The 18,748-nt window shown below is 73.8% G+C and carries 15 protein-coding genes and 1 pseudogene; 5 read left to right on the forward strand and 11 right to left on the reverse strand.

What is annotated here, in order from left to right:
• Positions 1-7: 7 nt before the first annotated feature.
• The gene (gene efeO / locus ABEB07_RS09450; RefSeq protein WP_345667842.1) at positions 8-1,147 is read right to left on the reverse strand and encodes an iron uptake system protein EfeO; all 1,140 of its coding nucleotides are present in this window, start codon (positions 1,145-1,147) and stop codon (positions 8-10) included.
• Between the two features lie 259 nt (positions 1,148-1,406).
• Here efeO and ABEB07_RS09455 point away from each other — a divergent pair, with 259 nt between their 5' ends.
• Positions 1,407-2,051, forward strand: coding sequence for a PhzF family phenazine biosynthesis protein (locus tag ABEB07_RS09455; RefSeq protein ID WP_345667843.1), 645 nt, complete (start codon positions 1,407-1,409; stop codon positions 2,049-2,051).
• Positions 2,052-2,078: 27 nt separating this feature from the next.
• Here the strand turns inward: ABEB07_RS09455 and ABEB07_RS09460 are convergent, their stop codons facing one another.
• Together ABEB07_RS09460 and map are read right to left on the reverse strand one after the other, a co-directional pair.
• Positions 2,079-2,729, reverse strand: a complete 651-nt coding sequence (locus ABEB07_RS09460) for a biliverdin-producing heme oxygenase (protein ID WP_345667844.1) — start codon at positions 2,727-2,729, stop codon at positions 2,079-2,081.
• Positions 2,730-2,903: 174 nt separating this feature from the next.
• Positions 2,904-3,761: a type I methionyl aminopeptidase gene (gene map / locus ABEB07_RS09465; protein ID WP_164587595.1), complete on the reverse strand. Its 858-nt coding sequence runs from the start codon at positions 3,759-3,761 to the stop codon at positions 2,904-2,906.
• A 58-nt stretch (positions 3,762-3,819) separates the two neighbouring features.
• Between map and ABEB07_RS09470 the strand changes: the two genes are divergently transcribed.
• Positions 3,820-4,050, forward strand: a complete 231-nt coding sequence (locus tag ABEB07_RS09470) for a hypothetical protein (RefSeq protein WP_164587596.1) — start codon at positions 3,820-3,822, stop codon at positions 4,048-4,050.
• A gap of 50 nt (positions 4,051-4,100) precedes the next feature.
• On the opposite strand, the gene ABEB07_RS09475 is transcribed toward ABEB07_RS09470, so the two are convergent.
• The gene (locus ABEB07_RS09475; RefSeq protein WP_345667907.1) at positions 4,101-5,375 is read right to left on the reverse strand and encodes an MFS transporter; all 1,275 of its coding nucleotides are present in this window, start codon (positions 5,373-5,375) and stop codon (positions 4,101-4,103) included.
• A 224-nt stretch (positions 5,376-5,599) separates the two neighbouring features.
• Entirely contained in the window at positions 5,600-6,202 is a 603-nt protein-coding gene (locus ABEB07_RS09480; RefSeq protein WP_176148726.1) for a hypothetical protein, read from the reverse strand.
• A gap of 175 nt (positions 6,203-6,377) precedes the next feature.
• Here ABEB07_RS09480 and npdG point away from each other — a divergent pair, with 175 nt between their 5' ends.
• Together npdG and ABEB07_RS09490 are read left to right on the forward strand one after the other, a co-directional pair.
• On the forward strand, positions 6,378-7,082 hold the full coding sequence (npdG, locus tag ABEB07_RS09485; protein WP_176148725.1) for an NADPH-dependent F420 reductase: 705 nt from the start codon (positions 6,378-6,380) through the stop codon (positions 7,080-7,082).
• Between the two features lie 87 nt (positions 7,083-7,169).
• The gene (locus ABEB07_RS09490) at positions 7,170-7,454 is read left to right on the forward strand and encodes a hypothetical protein (protein ID WP_425588978.1); all 285 of its coding nucleotides are present in this window, start codon (positions 7,170-7,172) and stop codon (positions 7,452-7,454) included.
• On the opposite strand, the gene ABEB07_RS09495 is transcribed toward ABEB07_RS09490, so the two are convergent.
• Positions 7,444-8,244: a site-2 protease family protein gene (locus ABEB07_RS09495; RefSeq protein WP_345667846.1), complete on the reverse strand. Its 801-nt coding sequence runs from the start codon at positions 8,242-8,244 to the stop codon at positions 7,444-7,446. The genes ABEB07_RS09490 and ABEB07_RS09495 overlap by 11 nt on opposite strands.
• Before the next feature lie 610 nt (positions 8,245-8,854).
• Between ABEB07_RS09495 and ABEB07_RS09500 the strand changes: the two genes are divergently transcribed.
• Positions 8,855-13,150, forward strand: coding sequence for a BTAD domain-containing putative transcriptional regulator (locus ABEB07_RS09500; protein WP_345667847.1), 4,296 nt, complete (start codon positions 8,855-8,857; stop codon positions 13,148-13,150).
• Positions 13,151-13,209: 59 nt separating this feature from the next.
• On the opposite strand, the gene ABEB07_RS09505 is transcribed toward ABEB07_RS09500, so the two are convergent.
• From ABEB07_RS09505 to ABEB07_RS09525, 5 genes and pseudogenes are all read right to left on the reverse strand, one after another.
• Positions 13,210-14,037, reverse strand: coding sequence for an ABC transporter permease (locus tag ABEB07_RS09505; protein ID WP_345667848.1), 828 nt, complete (start codon positions 14,035-14,037; stop codon positions 13,210-13,212).
• On the reverse strand, positions 14,034-15,056 hold the full coding sequence (locus ABEB07_RS09510; protein ID WP_345667850.1) for an ATP-binding cassette domain-containing protein: 1,023 nt from the start codon (positions 15,054-15,056) through the stop codon (positions 14,034-14,036). The genes ABEB07_RS09505 and ABEB07_RS09510 overlap by 4 nt, the downstream gene beginning before the upstream one ends.
• 392 nt (positions 15,057-15,448) lie before the next feature.
• Positions 15,449-16,661, reverse strand: a pseudogene (locus ABEB07_RS09515) (MFS transporter).
• A gap of 93 nt (positions 16,662-16,754) precedes the next feature.
• On the reverse strand, positions 16,755-17,813 hold the full coding sequence (locus ABEB07_RS09520) for an endonuclease/exonuclease/phosphatase family protein (RefSeq protein ID WP_345667851.1): 1,059 nt from the start codon (positions 17,811-17,813) through the stop codon (positions 16,755-16,757).
• Between the two features lie 175 nt (positions 17,814-17,988).
• Positions 17,989-18,627, reverse strand: coding sequence for a TetR/AcrR family transcriptional regulator (locus ABEB07_RS09525; protein WP_345667852.1), 639 nt, complete (start codon positions 18,625-18,627; stop codon positions 17,989-17,991).
• Positions 18,628-18,748 lie beyond the last annotated feature (121 nt).

Here is an 18,748-nt window from a genome sequence, read left to right on the forward strand (position 1 = left end):
CGCCCGCTCACTTCGCGACGGCGGCGGCGAGCTTGGACAGCGGCTCGGCGAGCGCGTTCACCGCGTCCGACAGCTCCTTGCGCTGGTCCTTGCCGACCTTGTCGTAGGAGACGAAGTCGTAGGACGTCTTGTCCGTGCGGTACTTGTCCAGGACCGTGTTCAGGGCGGCGAACTGCTTGTCCAGCTCACCGGTCAGCGCCGCGTCGTTCTTCTTCGCGACCGGCTTGAGGAGTTCGTACGCCTTCTGCGCGCCCTCCACGTTGGCCTTGAAGTCGACGAGGTCGGTGTGCGAGTAGCGGTCCTCCTCGCCGGTGACCTTGCCGGTGGCGACCTCGTCCAGCAGCTCCTTGGCGCCGTTGGCCATGGAGGTGGGGGTGATCTCCGCCTTGCCGACCCGCTGCTGCCAGTTCTTCAGGTCGGACACGAGCTGGTCGGCGAGGGTCTTCTCCTCGGCGCCGATCTTCTTGTCCTGCCACAGCGCCTTCTCCAGGCGGTGCCAGCCGGTCCACTTCTGGCCCTGCTCCAGGCCGTCGGCGCGGGTGTCGGTCTTCGGGTCGATGTCGCCGAAGGACTCCGCGACCGGCTCGGTGCGCTCCCAGCCGATGCGGGAGGGGGCGTACGCCTTCTCGGCGGCCGTCAGGTCGCCGGCCTTGATGGCGTCGGCGAACTTCTGGGCGAGCGGCACGGTCTCGTCGGCCTGGTCCTGCGCGTACTGGCGGTACTCGGCGACGGCCCGGTCCAGCGCGGGGTCGCGCTCGGCGGCGGTGTTCGCGCCGGTGACCGTGAGCTTCTGCCGCACGCCGTGGCCCTTCATGCCCGGGCGGCAGGCGATCTCGTAGTCGCCGGCCTTGATCTCCGCGGTCAGCGTGTACTTGGTGCCGGGGCCGATGTTCTCCTTCTCGGAGACGATCCGGTCGTCCGGGAAGACGATCTCGACCTCGGTCGCCTTGGCGCCCTTGTTCTCTATCTTCAGGGTGACCTGGCCGGCCGGGACGGTCTTGGCGGAGGTGTCGCACGTCGAGTCGGCGGCGGTCACCTGGATCGCGTCGCCGTCCTTGGCGTCGCTCTTGGAGGTGCAGGCCGTCACGGAGGTCAGGGCGGCCGCGGTGGCGACGGCGGTGACGACGGAGAGTCGGACGGCTCGCATGCAGGGGCTCCCAGGTGACTGATCAAGGACGTGACGCCGCACACACCAGTTGGTGAGGCTTGCCTAACTTAACCGACAGCGGACCGCTTGTTACCCGTGTGTGCCGTGATTCAGCTCTCATGGGCGGAGCCTGGAAACGGGCCGGTCGCGGACCACCCAAGAGGACGTAAAGAGCGCGTCACGGGAGATTCAAAAAGGGCGGCGTCGGCCGGAAGGGACGGTGCCGCCCACCGCGGCGTTTCAGTGCTTCAATGCCCTGGTGACCGACTACGACGTGCTGCGCGTGTTCTGCGCGGCGAACGGCGGCTACGGCAACGAACTCGGTGTCGTCCGCGACGGCTCGACGATCCCGGAGCCGGACGAGCGGCAGGCGCTCGCCGCCAAACTCGGCTTCAGCGAGACGGTGTTCGTGGACGACCCCGAGCGCGGCGTCCTCGACATCCGCACCCCCACCCTGCGCCTGCCCTTCGCCGGCCACCCGTGTGTGGGCGCGGCCTGGCTGCTGGACGTCCCCGAACTCGTCACCCCGGCCGGAACGGTCGGCACCCGGCTGGACGGCGAGTTCACCTGGATCGAGGCCCGCCCGGAGTGGGCGCCGCCGCGCACCCTGCGGCAGTACGCGACCGCCGCCGAGGTGGACGACCTGGCCGTACCGCCGCCGGGGGAGTGGGTGTACGCCTGGGCATGGGAGGACGAGGCGGCCGGCCGGGTGCGCGCCCGCGCGTTCCCCGGCCGCGACGACGGCATCGACGAGGACGAGGCGACCGGCGCCGCGGCGCTGCTGCTGACCGCCCGGCTGGGCCGGGCGCTCAACATCGTCCAGGGCTCCGGCTCCCAGATCCTCACGGCGCCGCAGCCGGAGGGCTGGGTGGAGATCGGCGGCCGCGTCGTCCTGGAGCGCTGACGCTCCCCGCTCGGCGGCTCGCCCCGCTCACGCCGCGGTCAGCGGGAACTCCTCGCCGAGCGCCCTGAACACCTCGGTGTTCAGGGTGAACGCCCGCTTGCACTCGGTCACGATCCGCTGCTTCTCCAGCTCGTCCGCCCGTACGGCGTCCAGCAGTTCGCGGTACTCGCGCTTGAACGCGGCCGGGTTGCCGATCTGTTCGAAGGTGTAGAAGCGGACGCCGTCGCCCTCGCGGGCGAAGCCCCAGGCGCGCTCGGCGCGGTCGCGGATGATCTGGCCGCCGGACAGGTCGCCGAGGTAGCGGGTGTAGTGGTGGGCGACGTACCCGGCCGGCCACTGCTCCCGGCACTCCCGCACCCGGTCCGCGTACGCGGCGGTCGCGGGCAGCGCGCTCAGTTCCGCGCGCCAGTCGGCGCCGCGCAGGTGCGCGAGGTCCCGCTCCAGCGACGGCAGCCGGAACAGCTCCGGCCGGACGAAGGGGCCGGCCACCGGATCGTCGGCGAGCCGCTCGGCGCCGCTCTCCAGCGCCTCGTAGACGAACCAGAGCTGCTCGGTGTAGCGCGCGTACGCCGCCACGCCCAGCCGGCCGCCCAGCAGGTCGCTCATGAACGTCGAGGTCTCCGCCTCCACGTGCTGCTCGTGGGAGGCGGTGCGCAGGAGAGTCGAGAAGGAGTCCATAGGCCAGATCTTCTTAGGCAAGCCTTACCTAAGTCAATGTCTTGCCGACGAGTGGTCGGAAAAGTTACCGACCTGCTGTCGGCAAACCGTACCGCGACACACGAGAGCCCGCCTCCCGAGGGGGGGGGCGGGCTCTCGGCGAAGGCGGCCTGGCGGCCTTACGGCCTGACGGCCTTACGGCAGCGTCAGGATCTCCGCACCCGTCTCCGTCACCACGAGCGTGTGCTCGAACTGGGCGGTGCGCCGACGGTCCTTGGTGACGACCGTCCAGTTGTCGTCCCAGACGTCGTACTCGATGGTGCCGAGGGTCAGCATCGGCTCGATGGTGAAGGTCATGCCGGGCCGCATCACGGTGGTGGCGTGCGGGCTGTCGTAGTGCGGGACGATCAGGCCGGAGTGGAAGGCCGTGCTGATGCCGTGGCCGGTGAAGTCGCGGACCACGCCGTAGCCGAAGCGCTTGGCGTAGGACTCGATGACCCGGCCGATGATGTTGATCTGCCGGCCCGGCCGCACCGCCTTGATGGCGCGGTTCAGCGACTCACGGGTGCGCTCGACCAGCAGCCGGCTCTCCTCGTCCACGTCGCCGACCAGATACGTCGCGTTGTTGTCGCCGTGCACCCCGCCGATGTACGCGGTCACGTCGAGGTTCACGATGTCGCCGTCGCGCAGGACCGTCGAGTCCGGGATGCCGTGGCAGATGACCTCGTTGACCGAGGTGCACAGCGACTTCGGGAAGCCGCGGTAGCCGAGGGTGGAGGGGTAGGCGCCGTGGTCGCACATGTACGCGTGCGCGACCCGGTCCAGCTCGTCCGTGGTCACGCCGGGCGCGATGTGCCTGGCCGCCTCCGCCATCGCCTGCGCGGCGATCCGCCCGGCGACGCGCATCGCCTCGACGGTCTCCGGAGTCTGCGCCTCCGGCCCGGTGTACGGCTTCGGCGCGGGCTTGCCGACGTACTCGGGGCGGCGGATGTTTCCGGGCACGGAACGGGTGGGGGAGATCTCCCCGGGGACGAGCAGCGACTGGCCAGACATGCCCGCGAGTCTATCCACGGGCGATGGGGGAACATGTCGGTGGCGAGAGGAGCTGGTCATGGCCCTGTTCAAGAAGCGGACCGTCGGCAAGCCGGGCGAGTGGTTCTACTGCCTGGAGCACAAGAAGGTCGAGGAGGGGCCCGATTGCCCCGCCAAGGACCGGTTCGGCCCCTACGCCTCCCGTCAGGAGGCCCAGCACGCGATGGAGACCGCCCGCGAGCGCAACCTCCAGTGGGAGAACGACGCCCGCTGGCACGACGCCCCGGCCGGCGGCACCGACGACGACTGACCGGACCACGGGTACGGGTACGGCCCGTACCCGTACCCGGGCCGGCGGCCCTATGCCGCCTCGCGCACGGCGAGCGCGCGTTCCTCGCGCAGCCGCCGGGCGTGTACGTCCGTCCGGGCGTCGTACGCCATCAGGCCCGGCAGGCACACCGCGAGCAGCCCCACCGCGCCCGCGCACAGCAGCCCGCCCGACCACACCGACGCCCGCACCCCCCACCACGCGGCCAGGCCGCCCGAGCGGACCTGGCCCAGCTGCGGGCCCACCGAGTACGACAGCAGCTCGATCCCGGCGAGGCGGCCGCGCAGGGCGTCCGGGATGGTCTGGTTCCACATCGCGCCCCGGAAGATCCCGCTGACCATGTCGCAGCCGCCCGCCACCGCGAGGAACAGCAGCACCAGCCACACGTTCCCGACCACCCCGGCCGCCGCCACCGCCAGCCCCCACAGCAGCGCCGCCGCCACCACCATCCGGCCGTGCCGGCGCACCCGAGAGGTCCAGCCGCTGGTCACGCTCACCAGCAGCGCCCCGAACGGCAGCGCCGCGTACATCAGGCCCAGCGCCCAGCGGGCGTGCAGCTCGTCCGCGAGGAACGGCAGCACCGCCAGCGGCATCGCCAGGAACATCGCGGCCAGGTCCACCGCGTACGTCCCCAGCAGCTCCTTGCGGCCCCACGCGTAGCGGGCGCCCTCGGCGATCGCCCGCAGCGACGGCTTGGCGGCCTCGCGCGCGGCGGGCTGGGCGGCGATCCGCGCCACCAGCACCAGCGACACCACGAAGGTGCCCAGATCGGCCGCGTAGGCGGGACCGAGACCCGCGTACGCCACGATCACGCCCGCCACCGCCGGGCCGGCCACCCCGCCCACCGTCCAGCGCAGCGAGTTCAGCGCCGTCGCGGCCGGCAGCTGGTCGTGGGCCACGATCCGCGGCCACAGCGCGTCGAGCGCGGGCCGCTGCACGGCGGTCAGCGCCGAGGACAGGGCGGCGACCGCGTACAGCGGCCACACCGCGGGTTCCGGCAGCAGCGCGTTGCCGAGCAGGGCCGCGCTGAGCACCGCGAGTCCCGCCTCGGTCCACACGATCAGCCGCCGCTTGTCCGCCGCGTCGGCCAGCGCGCCGCCGTACAGCCCGCACACGATCAGCGGCACCAGCTCCACCGCCCCGATGGCGCCCACCGCCGCGGCCGAGCCGGTCAGCTCCTTGATCTGCACCGGCAGCGCGACGAAGGTGAGGAAGCTGCCGAAGGTGGAGATCAGCCCCGACACCCACAGCCGGCGGAAGTCCCGGGACGCCCGCCAGGGGGCGAGATCGGGCAGCAGCGCCCGCAGCCCGGAGGGCGGGGCGTCGTCGTCGGCGGCGGGGAGCGGGGGAGCGTCGGCGGCGGAGGGCGGGGGAGCGTCGGCGTGCGGACCGCCGGCGGGAGGAGCGTCGGCGGGAGGAGCGTGGTCGGTCACGAAGCGTCATGCTCGGTGGGAGAGGCCATCGGGGGCAAATCGATTTACGGCCCGCCCGCGTTACCGGCCCGCCCGTGCTACTGGCCCGCCCGCCCGTGCTACCAGCCCGACGGCGGTGGCGCGGTCAGGGACTCCGCCAGCCGCGCCAGCCGGTCCCGCAGCCGCCCGCGCCGCCGAGGCCCCGGCAGCGGGTTCTCCCCGGCCGCCGCGCTCACCAGGTGCTGCACCGTGTCCAGGTCCAGTTCCGCGCCCGCCGGCACCGCCAGCGACTCGTGCGCCAGCGCCGCCAGCTCGCCCTCCTGCGAGCGGCCCAGCGCCAGCACCGTCGCCCCGGCCCGCCGCGCCCCGCACACCCGCTCCAGCAACGGCGCCGGCTCCCCGGGCGCCACCACGAGCAGCGTCTCGCCCCGCCGGGCCGCCTCCAGCCTGCCGAGTCCGACCGCCAGATGCGCCGGGTCCGAGGGGCGCGCGCCGTGCCGCACCAGGGTCGGTGCCAGCTCCGGGGTGCCCGACCAGGCGGCCTCGTCCACCAGGTGCGCCGCCAGATGCCACGGCTCGTACTCCGGCGTGCCCACCAGCAGCAGTCCGCCCCCGTGCGACACCACCGATCCGCGCAGCGCCCCCGCGAAGTGCCGGGTGGCGTCCAGCCACTCGGTCCCGGCGAGCACTTCGCGCAGCAACGCGACCCGTACGGCGTCCATAAGAGCGCATCGTGCCCCAAAACGGCGTGCCGGATGCGGAGTTCGGCCCCGAATCACCCGCGTTGGGGACCCGCGCCGTACGTGGGCCGCACCGCGTCCCGCACCTCGCGCCGGCCCGCCGTGACGCGGCTCACCGTGGCGGGTGGGGGGCCGTCGGCGGACGTAGAGTCGGCCCATGACCACTAGCGACAGCGCACACAAGGCCCCCGCCAAGGACCCCTGGGACCTGCCCGACGTATCCGGGCTGGTCGTCGGCGTCCTGGGCGGGACCGGTCCGCAGGGCAAGGGCCTCGCCTACCGCCTCGCCCGGGCCGGCCAGAAGGTGATCATCGGCTCCCGGGCCGCCGAGCGCGCCCGGGCGGCGGCGGAGGAGATCGGCCACGGCGTCGAGGGCGCCGACAACGCCGAGGCCGCCCGCCGCAGCGACCTCGTGATCGTCGCTGTGCCCTGGGAGGGCCACGGCAAGACCCTGGAGTCGCTGCGCGCCGAACTGGCCGGGAAACTCGTCGTGGACTGCGTCAACCCGCTCGGCTTCGACAAGAAGGGCGCCTACGCCCTCAAGCCCGAGGAGGGCAGTGCCGCCGAACAGGCCGCCGCCCTGCTGCCCGACTCGCGGGTCGCCGCCGCCTTCCACCACCTGTCGGCCGTCCTCCTCCAGGACCCGCAGATCGAGCGGATCGACACCGACGTGATGGTCCTCGGCGAGGAGCGCGCCGACGTGGAGATCGTGCAGGCGCTGGCCGGCCGCATCCCCGGCATGCGCGGCGTCTTCGCCGGCCGGCTGCGCAACGCCCACCAGGTGGAGTCCCTGGTCGCCAACCTGATCTCCGTCAACCGCCGCTACAAGGCGCACGCCGGACTCCGCGTCACCGACGTGTGAGCACCGACGTGTGAGCACTGACGTATGAGCACCGACGGATGAGCACCGACGGGTGAGCGCCCGGGGCGGCGCCGGGCGCCGGCGCCCATGGGGGACACTGGTCGGCGAAGCAGTACCGCACCACACCGAGTCACGCCGGGTCACACCGAGCAGTGTCCCCGCCCCCGACAGGAGCCGACCGCCATGCCCCGCCTCGCCCTCTACACCCTGATCGTCTGCCTCCTCGCCGTCGCCGCGGCCGTCGTCTCCTTCGCGCGGGGCAGCTGGCTGGGCGTGGTGTGGGTGCTGCTGGCGGGCCTGTCGTCCAACATGACCTGGTACTACGTCCGCCGCGGCCGCGGTGCGCGGCAGGACGGCCCGGTCACCGGATGACCGAGCAGAAGTCGTCCGAGCCCTCCCAGAAGCGGTAGAGGCTCTGACCGCAGTACGAGTCCACGTCCGTGATCCCCAGCGTGCGCAGGATCGCGTCGATCACGTCGAAGAACGCGCCGTTCACCGACGGCACCCACAGCAGCGCGAAGACGAACAGCAGCCCGAACGGCGCGAACGGCTCCACCTGGCGCTTGACGCTGTACGACAGCCACGGCTCGATCACTCCGTAGCCGTCCAGGCCCGGCACCGGCAGGAAGTTCAGGATCGCCGCCGTGACCTGGAGCAGCGCGAGGAAGGCCAGCGCGAACCGGAAGTCGGCGGGCACCCCGTCCAGCGCGTCCAGCCAGAACGGCGCCGTGCACACCACCGCGAACACGACGTTGGTCAGCGGACCGGCCGCGGAGATCAGGCTGTGCCGCCAGCGGCCCCTGATCCGGCTCCGCTCGATGAACACCGCGCCGCCGGGCAGACCGATCCCGCCCATGATCACGAACACCACCGGCAGGACGATGCTCAGCAGGGCGTGCGTGTACTTCAGCGGGTTCAGCGTGAGGTAGCCCTTCGCGCCGACCGTGATGTCCCCGCCGTGCAGCGCGGTACGGGCGTGCGCGTACTCGTGCAGGCACAGCGAGACCACCCAGGCCGCCGTCACGAACAGGAACACCGCCACGCCCGGCTGCTCGGCGAACCCGGTCCAGGTGGCCCAGCCCGTGACGGCGGTGACGGCCAGGATCCCCACGAAGACCGGACTGATCCTCCGGTCGCTCGGGCGGGTGGTGGCGGTGGTCATGGAAAGGGCTCCCGTGCTGCTGGACATCCGTACGGCCGAGCCCGACCGTACCGGGCGCGCGGCGGCCACGGGAAAAAACACCTCGCGCGATGCGGGGCACTCCGGGGGAGTATGTCCTGCACACCCGGCCCCGGGACGGCCACACCACCCGGCCGGGACGGCCACCCTGTCCGGCGGGACGCCCACCTCGGTCGCTCCGGTACGGCCGCCCCGGCCGGTTCGGCTTGGCCGCTCCGCTCACCTCGGGACGGCCGCCCTGTCCTGTTCGGGACGGCCGCCCCAGCCGCCCCGGGACGGCGGCTCCGCTCGCCTCGGGACGGTCGCTCCGGTGGGCGGGACGGCCGCCTCGGTCGCATCGGTACAGCCGCCGCTCCGTCGGGGGAGGGAGGGGGGATGGTCTTGCCGGCCGGTTCGGGACGGCCGCTCCACCCGCCTGGGGACGGCCGCCCGTCCGGCGGGACAGCCGCTCAACGGGCCTCGGGACGGCCGTTCCGCCGACCCCGGGGCGGCCACCCCGGCCCGTCCGGGGCGGCCGCTTCGCCGGTCCCGGGCCGGCTCCCGCCGCGCTGCCGACCGAACCCCGTGACCGCCCGCGAGACCACCGGAGACAATGGACCCCGTGCGCTACCGCATCCTCGGCACCACTCAGGCAATCCGCCCCGACGGCACCGCCGTCCCGGTCGGCGGGGCCCGCCTGCGTGCCCTGCTGACCGTGCTCGCCCTGCGCACCGGCCGCACGGTCCCGGTGCGCGTCCTGGTCGACGAGGTGTGGGGCGCCGATCCGCCCGCCGATGCCACCGGCGCGCTCCAGGCGCTGGTCGGCCGGCTGCGCAGGGCGCTCGGAGCGGACGCGGTCGCCTCCGCCGAGGGCGGCTACCGGCTCACCGCCGCGGCCGACGACATCGACCTGCACCGGTTCGAGCGGCTGACCGGTGAAGGGCTGGCCGCGCTCGCCGACGGCGACGCCGCCAAGGCGGCCGTCGTCCTCGACGACGCCCTCGTCCTGTGGCACGACCCGGCCCTGTCCGACCTGCCCGACCGCACCGCCGAGGCGGCCCGCTGGGAGACCCGCCACCTGGACGCCCGCCGCGCCCGCCTCACCGCGGCGCTCGCCCTCGGCCGGCCCGAGCAGACCCTGCCCGAGCTGACCGCCCTGTGCGACACCCACCCCCTGGACGAACCCCTCCAGGCGCTGCGCCTGCGCGCACTGCGCGACGCCGGCCGCACCGCCCAGGCGCTGGCCGCCTACGAGGACGTACGACGCCTGCTCGCCGACCGCCTCGGCTCCGACCCCGGCCCTGAGCTCCGCACCCTGCACGCCCAGCTGCTGACCGGTGGCGGGACACCGCCCGGCCCGCGCCGTCCGGGCGACGGGGGCGGCGTGGGGCGTGCCGCGGGCGGCGGCCCCGGCGTCGCGGACGGCCGCGCCGACGGCCGCGGCGCCCACGCCGATCGACACACCTCACCGCCCGCCTCGGGCCCCACCAGGCAGGACTCCGATTCTCGGCCGGGTGCGGGGGATTTCGCCGCGTCCCGGCCGGGCACGGCGGATTCCCCCGCCGCTCGGCCCGGCGCGGGTCCTGCCGCCCAGGGCCCCGGCTCCCGGCCGGGTGCGGCGGGTTCCTCCGGGATCCGACCCGGCGCGGCACATCTCCCCGCCGCCGGGCCGGGCGCAGACGACCCGTCCGTCCTCGGATCCGGCGCCGTGGGTTCCCCCGCAACTGGGCCGGGCGCGGGCACCCCGCCCGCCTTCGGAGCCGGTGCGAGTGATCCGTCCGGCCCCGGCCCCGACACCCCGGGCGCCTCCACTTCCCGGCCGGACGCAGAGGACTCCTCGGACTTCGGCCCGGGCGCCCAGGGTGCCCCCGTTTCCTGGCCGGGTGCGGACGACCCCTCCGTCTTCGATACCGACACCCCGGGCGCCTCCGCTTCCCGGCCGCATACGGAGGACTCCTCCGCCTTCGGGACCGGCGCGGAGGACTCCTCCGGCTTCTGGCCGAGCACCTCGGACGGCTCCGCTCCCCGGCCAGCCACGGAGGACTCCTCCGTCTCCGGGCCGACCGCCGCGGCCGCTTCCGCCTCCTCCTGGCCGGGCACGGAGGACTCCCCCCGCGTCGGCCCCGGCGCCCGGGACGCCTCCGCTTCCCCGGCGGGTGCGGAGGCCCCCTCCGCCTTCGGCCCCCGCACCCCGCATGCCCCCGCCACCTGGCGGCCGGGTACCGGCGACGCCGCCGCGCCCCAGGCCGGCTGGGCGCAGCCTTCCGCGGCCCCGCCGGTGCCCGCCGGCGAAGAGGCGGCCCGGCCCGGTACGCGGGACGCGTCCGCCGCCCGGCCCGGCGCGGCGGAGCCCGCCGTCGTCCGGCCCGGCGCGGCCGCCCCGCGCCCCCCCAGCAACCTCCGCGCCCGCCTCACCTCCTTCGTGGGCCGCGAAGCGGATCTCGCGGCGATCCGCGCCGATCTCGGCTCCGCCCGGCTGGTCACGCTGCTCGGACCCGGCGGGGCCGGCAAGACCCGGCTGTCGCAGGAGGCCGCCGAGACCGTACGGCCGGACCGCCCGGACGGGATCTGGCTGGCCGAACTGGCCCCGGTGGACGACCCGGCCGCCGTGCCCGAGGCCGTGCTCACCGCCGTCGGCGCCCGCGAGACCGTGCTCTACGGCGCCGGCGCCGAGGAGATCCGAGTGGCGGTCGCCGACCGGCACGACGACCCCGTCGAACGCCTCGTGGAGCACTGCGGCCGCCGCCGCATGCTGCTCCTGCTCGACAACTGCGAACACGTCGTGGACGCCGCCGCCCGCCTCGTGGCCGAGCTGCTCGCCCGCTGCCCGCAGCTCACCGTCCTCGCCACCAGCCGCGAACCCCTCGGCGTGCCGGGGGAGTTGCTGCGGCCGGTGGAGCCGCTGCCCGAACCGGTGGCGCTGCGCCTGTTCGCCGACCGGGGCGCCGCCGTACGCCCCGGCTTCCGCGTCGACGCGGACGAGGACACCGCGGCCGCCTCCGCCGAGATCTGCCGCCGCCTCGACGGCCTCCCGCTGGCCATCGAACTCGCCGCCGCCCGCCTGCGCCTGCTCACCCCCCGGCAGATCGCCGACCGGCTGGACGACCGCTTCCGCCTCCTCACCTCCGGCAGCCGCACCGTCCTGCCCCGGCAGCAGACCCTGCGCGCCGTGGTCGACTGGTCCTGGGACCTGCTGGACGCGACCGAGCGGGACGTGCTGAGCCGACTGTCCGTCTTCGCCGGCGGCTGCGACCTCGCGGCGGCCGAGGCCGTGTGCGGGCCCGACGCCTTCGACGCCCTCGGCTCCCTGGTCGACAAGTCCCTGGTGGTGGCCGCGCCCGACGGCGAGGGCGGGATGCGCTACCGGCTCCTGGAGACCGTCGCCGAGTACGCCGCCGAACGCCTGGACGAGACGGACGGCCGCACCCGGGCCGAGCGCGCCCATCTGACGTACTACCGCGAACTCGCCCGCACCACCGACCCGTTGCTGCGCGGCCCCGGCCAGCGCGCCGCCATCGCCCGGTTCGAGCTGGAGTACGAGAACCTGCGCACCGCCCTGCGGCACGCCGTCGCGGCGCGCGACGAGCAGGAGTGCCTGTGCCTGATCCTCTCGCTCGTCTACTACTGGCAGATGCGCGAGGTGCGCGTCGAGGCGCGCACCTGGTGCCGTGAGGTGATGGCGTTCGTCCCCGACCCGTTCACCGAGCCGCTGCGGCCGGTCCCGCCGGTCTGGGAGCGGTGCACCGACGCCCCGCCGCCGATGACCGGCGAGCTCCTCGTCGAGGCCCGGCGGGGCCTGCACCTGGCCCATCTCGCCTGCATGGACACCGAGATGGAGGCCTGGCAGTCGCCCGAGGCCAAGCACAAGCTCCGGGTCATCTCCGAGGCGTACGAGCCCGGTCTGCCGCAGACCTGCCGGGGCCCCGGCATGCTGTGGTTCTTCGCCGTCATCATGACCGGCGACTCGGAGCGGATCCACGAGATCGTCAACGCCACCGTGGCCACCTGCCGCACCGCCCCCGGCTTCGACTGGGAGCTGGGCAACGCGCTCCAGCTGCGCGCCAACCTGCTGGCCAACCGCGCCGACTGGGCGGGCGACGCCACCCGCGACGCCGACGAGGCGCTGGACATCTTCCGCCGCCTCGGTGACGACTGGGGCACCGCCGAGGCGCTCTCCGCGCGCGGCGAGGCTCACGAACGCGCCGGCCGCTACGAGCAGGCCGCCGACGACTACGAGGCGGCCGTCGGACACGCCCGGCGCCTGGGCGCGCACGCCCAGGTCACCATGTTGCGCTCCCGGCTCGGCGCCGCCCTGCTGGAGGGCGGCGAGCGGGAGCGCGGCGAGGCGATGCTGCGCGAGGTGATCGCCGACGGCTCAGGCCCCGCCAACGAGGCGCGCCCGTTCGCCCGGCTGTGCCTGGTCGGGTGGCTCGGCGCGACCGACCGGGTGCCCGAGGCGCGCGAGCAACTGCGGACGCTGCGCGAGGAGTTCGGCTCCTCGCACTTCGTGATCTTCGAGGCGTTCATCCTCGGCGCGGAATCCTGGCTCGCCGCCGTCGACGGCCGTGACGAGGAGGCGCTGACCACGATCCGCCACGCCCTCGACCGGGCCGACGACCCCGTCTCGCGGGCCATCGCACCCCATCTGCGCGCCTCCTACGTGACGATCGGCGCGATGGCTGTGGCCGGCGTGGACGGCGGCAGCCGCGCCCGGGACGCCGCCCGCTGCCTCGGCGCGGCCGACGCCATGCTGCCGTCCGGGCACGTCCCCACGGTCCTGGAGCGCCACGCCCGCGAGCAGGTGCGCACCCGCATCCTCTCCCACCTCGGCGAGGCCGCCTTCGAGGAGGCGTACGCGCAGGGCGAGGGCCTCTCCATGGAGGAGGCCCTCGCCCTGTTGGAGCGGTGATCGCCCGCGCACCGACCGTGCCGCGGCACCACGTGTGCCCGGCGCGGCCGTACGGCCGGTCAGCTCTTGGTGCGGAACTTGTGGATCGCGACCGGCGCCATGACCACCGTGATCGCCACCGACCAGCCCACGGTCAGCCACACGCTGTGGCCGACCGGGCCGCCCGTCATCAGGGCGCGGGCCGAGTCGGCCAGCGTGGAGAGCGGGTTGTAGTCGGTGAAGTGCTGGAGCCAGCCCGGCATCGAGGTGGGCGGCGCGAAGATGGACGAGCCGAACTGGAGCGGGAAGAGCACCAGGAAGCCCATCGCCTGCACCGACTGGGCGTTCTTCAGCACCACGCCGAGGGTCAGGAAGATCCACATGATCGACGAGGCGAACAGCGCGGCGAGGCCCACGGTCGCGAGCAGGCCCATCCAGTGGGTGATGTGGAAGCCGACCAGGACGGCGACAACCATCAGAATCACGGTGGAGAACAGCATCCGCGCCAGCTCGACCGCGATCTTCGCGAACAGCACCGAGCCGCGCCCGATCGGCAGCGACCGGAAACGGTCCATGACGCCGCTGTTGAAGTCCTGGCTGAAGCCGGTGCCCACGCCCTGCGACAGGGTCATGCTCATCATCGCGAGCATGCCGGGGATGACGTACTGGACGTAGCGTTCCTGGCCGCCGCCCAGCGCTTGGCCGATCGAGCCGCCGAAGACGTACACGAACAGCAGGGTGAAGACGATCGGCATCAGCAGCGCGTCGAACATCGACTCCGGGTCCTGGCGGATCCAGAGCAGGTTGCGGCGGATCAGGGCGCCGGTGTGCCGCAGGTGGCCGCGCAGTGTGATCCGGGCGTCCGCCTGCCCTTCGAGGACAGGGGCGGTGGCGGTGGCGGCGCTCATACGGCGACCTCCTCGGGGGCGGCGGAGCGGGCGTCCTGCGGGGCACTGGCGCGGTGGCCGGTGAGGGACAGGAAGACCTCGTCCAGGCTGGGCAGTTCGGTGGTGATGGAGGCGATGGTGATGCCGCGCGCGGTGACCGCGCCGACCACGGCGGTCAGCTGCTCGTCGTTGAGGATCGGCACCAGCAGGGAGCCGCGCTCGGCGTCGACGGTGGTGGTGGCGAGGCCGGTGATGCCCAGCTCGTCGAGCATGGCGGCGAGCGGCCGCAGTTCCAGCGGGTCGGCCGGGCGGACCCGCAGGGTGCGGCCGCCGACCTTCGCCTTCAGCGCCTCGATGCCGCCGTTCGCGATGACCTTGCCGCGGTCGACCACGGTCAGCTCGGAGGCCAGCTGCTCGGCCTCCTCCATGTACTGGGTGGTGAGCAGCACGGTGACGCCTTCGCCGACCATCGTCCTGACCTCGTCCCACACCTCGTTGCGGGTGCGCGGGTCGAGTCCGGTGGTGGGCTCGTCCAGGTAGAGGACGGCGGGGCGGCCGATCATGGAGGCGGCGAGGTCGAGACGGCGCCGCATGCCGCCGGAGTACGTGCTCGCCGGGCGGCGGGCGGCCTCGGTCAGCGAGAACCGCTCCAGCAGTTCGTCGGCGCGGGCCCGGGCCTCCTTGCGGGGCAGGTCGAGCAGCCGCCCGATCATGTAGAGGTTCTCCCAGCCGGGGAGCTTCTCGTCCACGGAGGCGTACTGGCCGGTGAGACCGATCACGCGGCGCAGCTGCCGGGGCTGCCGTACGACGTCGTAGCCGGCGACGGTGGCCCGGCCGGAGTCGGGGGTGATGAGGGTGGACAGGATGCGTACGAGGGTGGTCTTGCCGGCGCCGTTCGGGCCGAGGACACCCATCACGGTGCCCTCGCGCACGTCCAGGTCGACGCCGTCCAGCGCCTTGGTCTCGCCGTAGTGCTTGACCAGCCCCCGTACGGTGACGGCGGCGCGTCCGCCGGTGGGGTTGTCATCGATTCGCGTCATGTCCAAGACACTCCCACCCCCCACCGACAAACCCCCGACACCCCACCGACAGCCACCCCCCGCCCCCGACACCCCACCGACAGCCACCCGCAGCCGGAGGAACGACGGCGCACCGCCCCCGCAGGCACCCGACGGCGTACGGCGGCCCCACAACCGAACGCAACACGACACAACCCGCAGGCGCCCGACGGCGTGAGCGGGGTGTGGGGGTGTGGCGCGGGGTGCCGCGTACTGCGGTCCCTCCTCCGCCCACCGACCACCCTCCGGGCCGTACGTCCGTGGGCGGCACCCCGGCCGCACCCCCACACCCCCGACCCACCCCCGACACCAGGCGCCTACAAGCCCAGCGTGAGCCGAACGAGAAGCCCTAGCCCACCACCCCCCGCACGCCCCTACTCCACCACCCGCACCCCCGACTCCTCCGGCAGATGACTCACCACCACCCGCCCACCCCCCGNNCCCCCGGTCCACCGCATACGCCCCCACCGCCACGGCCACCCCCACGACCGCCAGCCCCGCCCCCACCACCGCAGGCGAGGTCACCCCGAGCCCCGCGGCCAGCGACAGCCCGCCGAGCCACGCCCCACCCGCGTTGGCCAGGTTGAACGCCGCCTGGTTCGCCGAGGACGCCAGCGAGGGAGCCGCCGCGGCCTTCTCCATCACCATCAGCTGCAAGGGCGAACCGGTCACGAACGCCGCCGTCCCCAGCAGCACCACCCCCACCGCCGCCCCCCACTCGCCGCGCATCAGCACCGGGAACAGCCCCAGCACCACCGCCAGCGCGACCAGCCCCCCGAACAGCGTCCCCCGCAGCGAGTGGTCCGCGAGCCGCCCGCCGAGCAGGTTCCCCGCGGTGGCCCCCACCCCGAACAGCGCGAGCAGCAGCGTCACACTGCCCTCGGCGTACCCGGCCGCCCCCGTCAGCATCGGCGTGATGTAGCTGTACGCCGCGAACAGCGCGCCGAACCCCGCCACCGTCGTCAGCAGCGCCAGCCAGACGGGCAGGGACCGCAGCGCGGCCAGCTCCCCGCGCAGTCCGCCGGACGGGGCGGCGCCGGGATGACCGGCCGGGACGAGCAGCGCCAGCGCGGCGATCGCCGCGACCCCGATCGCCGCGACGCCGAGGAAGGTGGCCCGCCAGCCCAGGTGCTGGCCCATCAGCGTGGCGGCCGGCACCCCGGCGATGTTCGCGACGGTGAGGCCGAGGAACATCAGCGACACCGACCGCGCCTTGCGCTCCGGCGGCACCAGCCCGGTCGCGACCACCGCGCCGACGCCGAAGAACGCGCCGTGCGGCAGCCCGCTCAGAAAGCGCGCGGCCAGCAGCCAGCCGTGGCCGGGCGCGAGGGCGGACAGCGCGTTGCCCACGACGAAGAGGACCATGAGGGCGATCAGCACCCGCCGCCGGGACAGCTTCGCGGTGAGCGCGGCCAGCAGCGGCGCGCCGATGACGACACCGAGGGCGTATGCCGAGACGAGGTGTCCGGCGGTGGGGATCGAGATGCCGAGGTCGCCGGCGACGTCGGGCAGCAGTCCCATCATCACGAACTCGGTGGTGCCGATGCCGAAGGCGCCCACGGCGAGGGCGAGCAGGGCCAGGGGCATGAAGGGGGCCTTTCGAGGTGGGGTTCCGAGCAGCGGTACGAACAGTAAGTTCAGCTGCGGAACAAAGTCTCTCAGGTCCCGTATTCCACCGGGTTACGAGCCGGTGGCCGTTGTGGTCACCTTCACACGCGCCGCCACCGGAAGATGGTCGCTGTCGGTGCGCGGCAGCGTCCAGGAACTCTCCGGCTCGACCCCCTTGACCATGATCTGGTCGATCCGCGCCATCGGGAACGAGGCCGGCCAGCTGAACCCGAAGCCGTTGCCCACCGCACCCTGCGTCGAACGCATCTGCGCGGTCACCGCGTTGAGCGAGCGGTCGTTCATCGTGCCGTTCAGATCGCCCAGCAGCACCACCCGGGGCAGCCGCTCGTCGGAGATCGCCTCACCCAGCGCGTCCGCGCTCTGGTCGCGCTGCGAGGCGGTGAACCCGGCGTTCATCTTCACCCGCACCGACGGCATGTGCGCCACGTACACCGCGACCGCCCCCTCGGGCGTCGCCACCGTGGCCCGCATCGCCCGCGTCCAGCCCAGCCGGATGTTCACCGGCTTGACCGCGCTGATCGGGTACTTGCTCCACAGCCCCACCGTGCCCTGCACCGCGTGGTACCGGTACGTCGGCGCCAGCGACCGCTCGTACACCGGCACCGCCGACGCCTTCAGCTCCTCCAGCGCCAGCACGTCCGCGCCCGAGGCGGCCACCTCGCGGGCGGTGCCGGACGGGTCGGGGTTGTCGGCGTTGACGTTGTGCGTGGCCACCATCAGATCGCCGCCGCCGGCGGACTTGTCGAACAGCAGTCCGCCGAAGAGGTTCAGCCAGACGGCCGTCGGCAGCACCACCGCGATCAGCGCCGTCGCCGACCTGCGCACCAGCGCCAGCACCAGCAGCACCGGGATCACGATCCCCAGCCACGGCAGGAACGTCTCGGTGAGACTGCCGAGGTTGCCGACCCGGTTGGGGATGCGCGAGTGCAGCAGCATCACCAGCGCCAGCGCCAGCGCGATCACGGCCAGCACGAGGCCCCGCCGCCAGATCCGCCGGTCGCCGCGCCAGCCGTCGAGGAAGCGGAGCACCAGGCGCCGAAGCCGGTCTCTGCGGCGCTCGGGTCCCGAGCCGCCGTCGTCCGTCTCCGTCAAGTACGCCTGCTGCGCCATACCGCCGCCTCACTGCCTGCCGTGCACACCGTTCACCCCGTGGGTTACGACCCTAGGGGATGATCGGCTCCGTTCCGCCGTCCGGTGACGGCCGTACGGGCACGAGGACGAACAAGTCGGCGCGCGGGGTTCCGGTTACCGCACTGTGATCATGGTCTGTGACGAAACGCGCACATTAGGACCGGGAACTGACGGGCCGTAGCCCTTCGAGCACCGCGTCCACGATCTGCTCCGGCAGGTCCTCGGGCAGCTCGGCCTCCGGGCGCATCACGCTGCGCACCAGCATCGGCCCGACGAGGATGTCGTTCAGCAGCTCCACGTCGAGGTCCGCGCGCAGCTCCCCGCGCGCCTGCCCCCGGCGCAGCACCTCAAGCTGCATCCTGCGCCGCGGCTCCACGACGCTCTGGTGGTAGGCGCACCAGATCTTCGGACTGCTCTTCATCTGCGCGTAGACGTTGTGCAGGATCGCCGAGGAACGGCTGGCCAGTCCGCGGATGCGCAGCTGCTCCAGGAGGACCACGAGGTCGTCGCGCACGCTGGTGCCGGGCAGCTCCGGGTCGGGCGGCTCGGCGGCGCGCACGACGTCGACGAACAGCTCCTCCTTGCCGCTCCAGCGGCGGTAGATGGTGGCCTTGCCGACGCCCGCGGTCCGGGCGATGCGCTCGATGGAGAGCTCGGCCAGCGGCACGCCCTCCTCCAGCAGCTTCATCACGCCCTCCACGATGGCGCGTTCCACCGCCTCGCTGCGGGGGCGCCCGCGGGCGGGGGCCTCCGCGGCGGCCGGGGCCGGGGCCGGGCTGTCGGCGAGACTCACGTGAGACGTCCTTTCGTCGTACCGGGAGATTGTCCTACCCGGTGACCCGCGGTGGTTCCTCCACCGCGGGCCGGCCGCCCCCGTCGACTGCGCGCGCCCCCGTACCCCCTGTGACCCTCCT

Origin of the sequence: Streptomyces similanensis, from assembly GCF_039543625.1 — a bacterium.
GTDB lineage: Bacteria > Actinomycetota > Actinomycetes > Streptomycetales > Streptomycetaceae > Streptomyces > Streptomyces similanensis.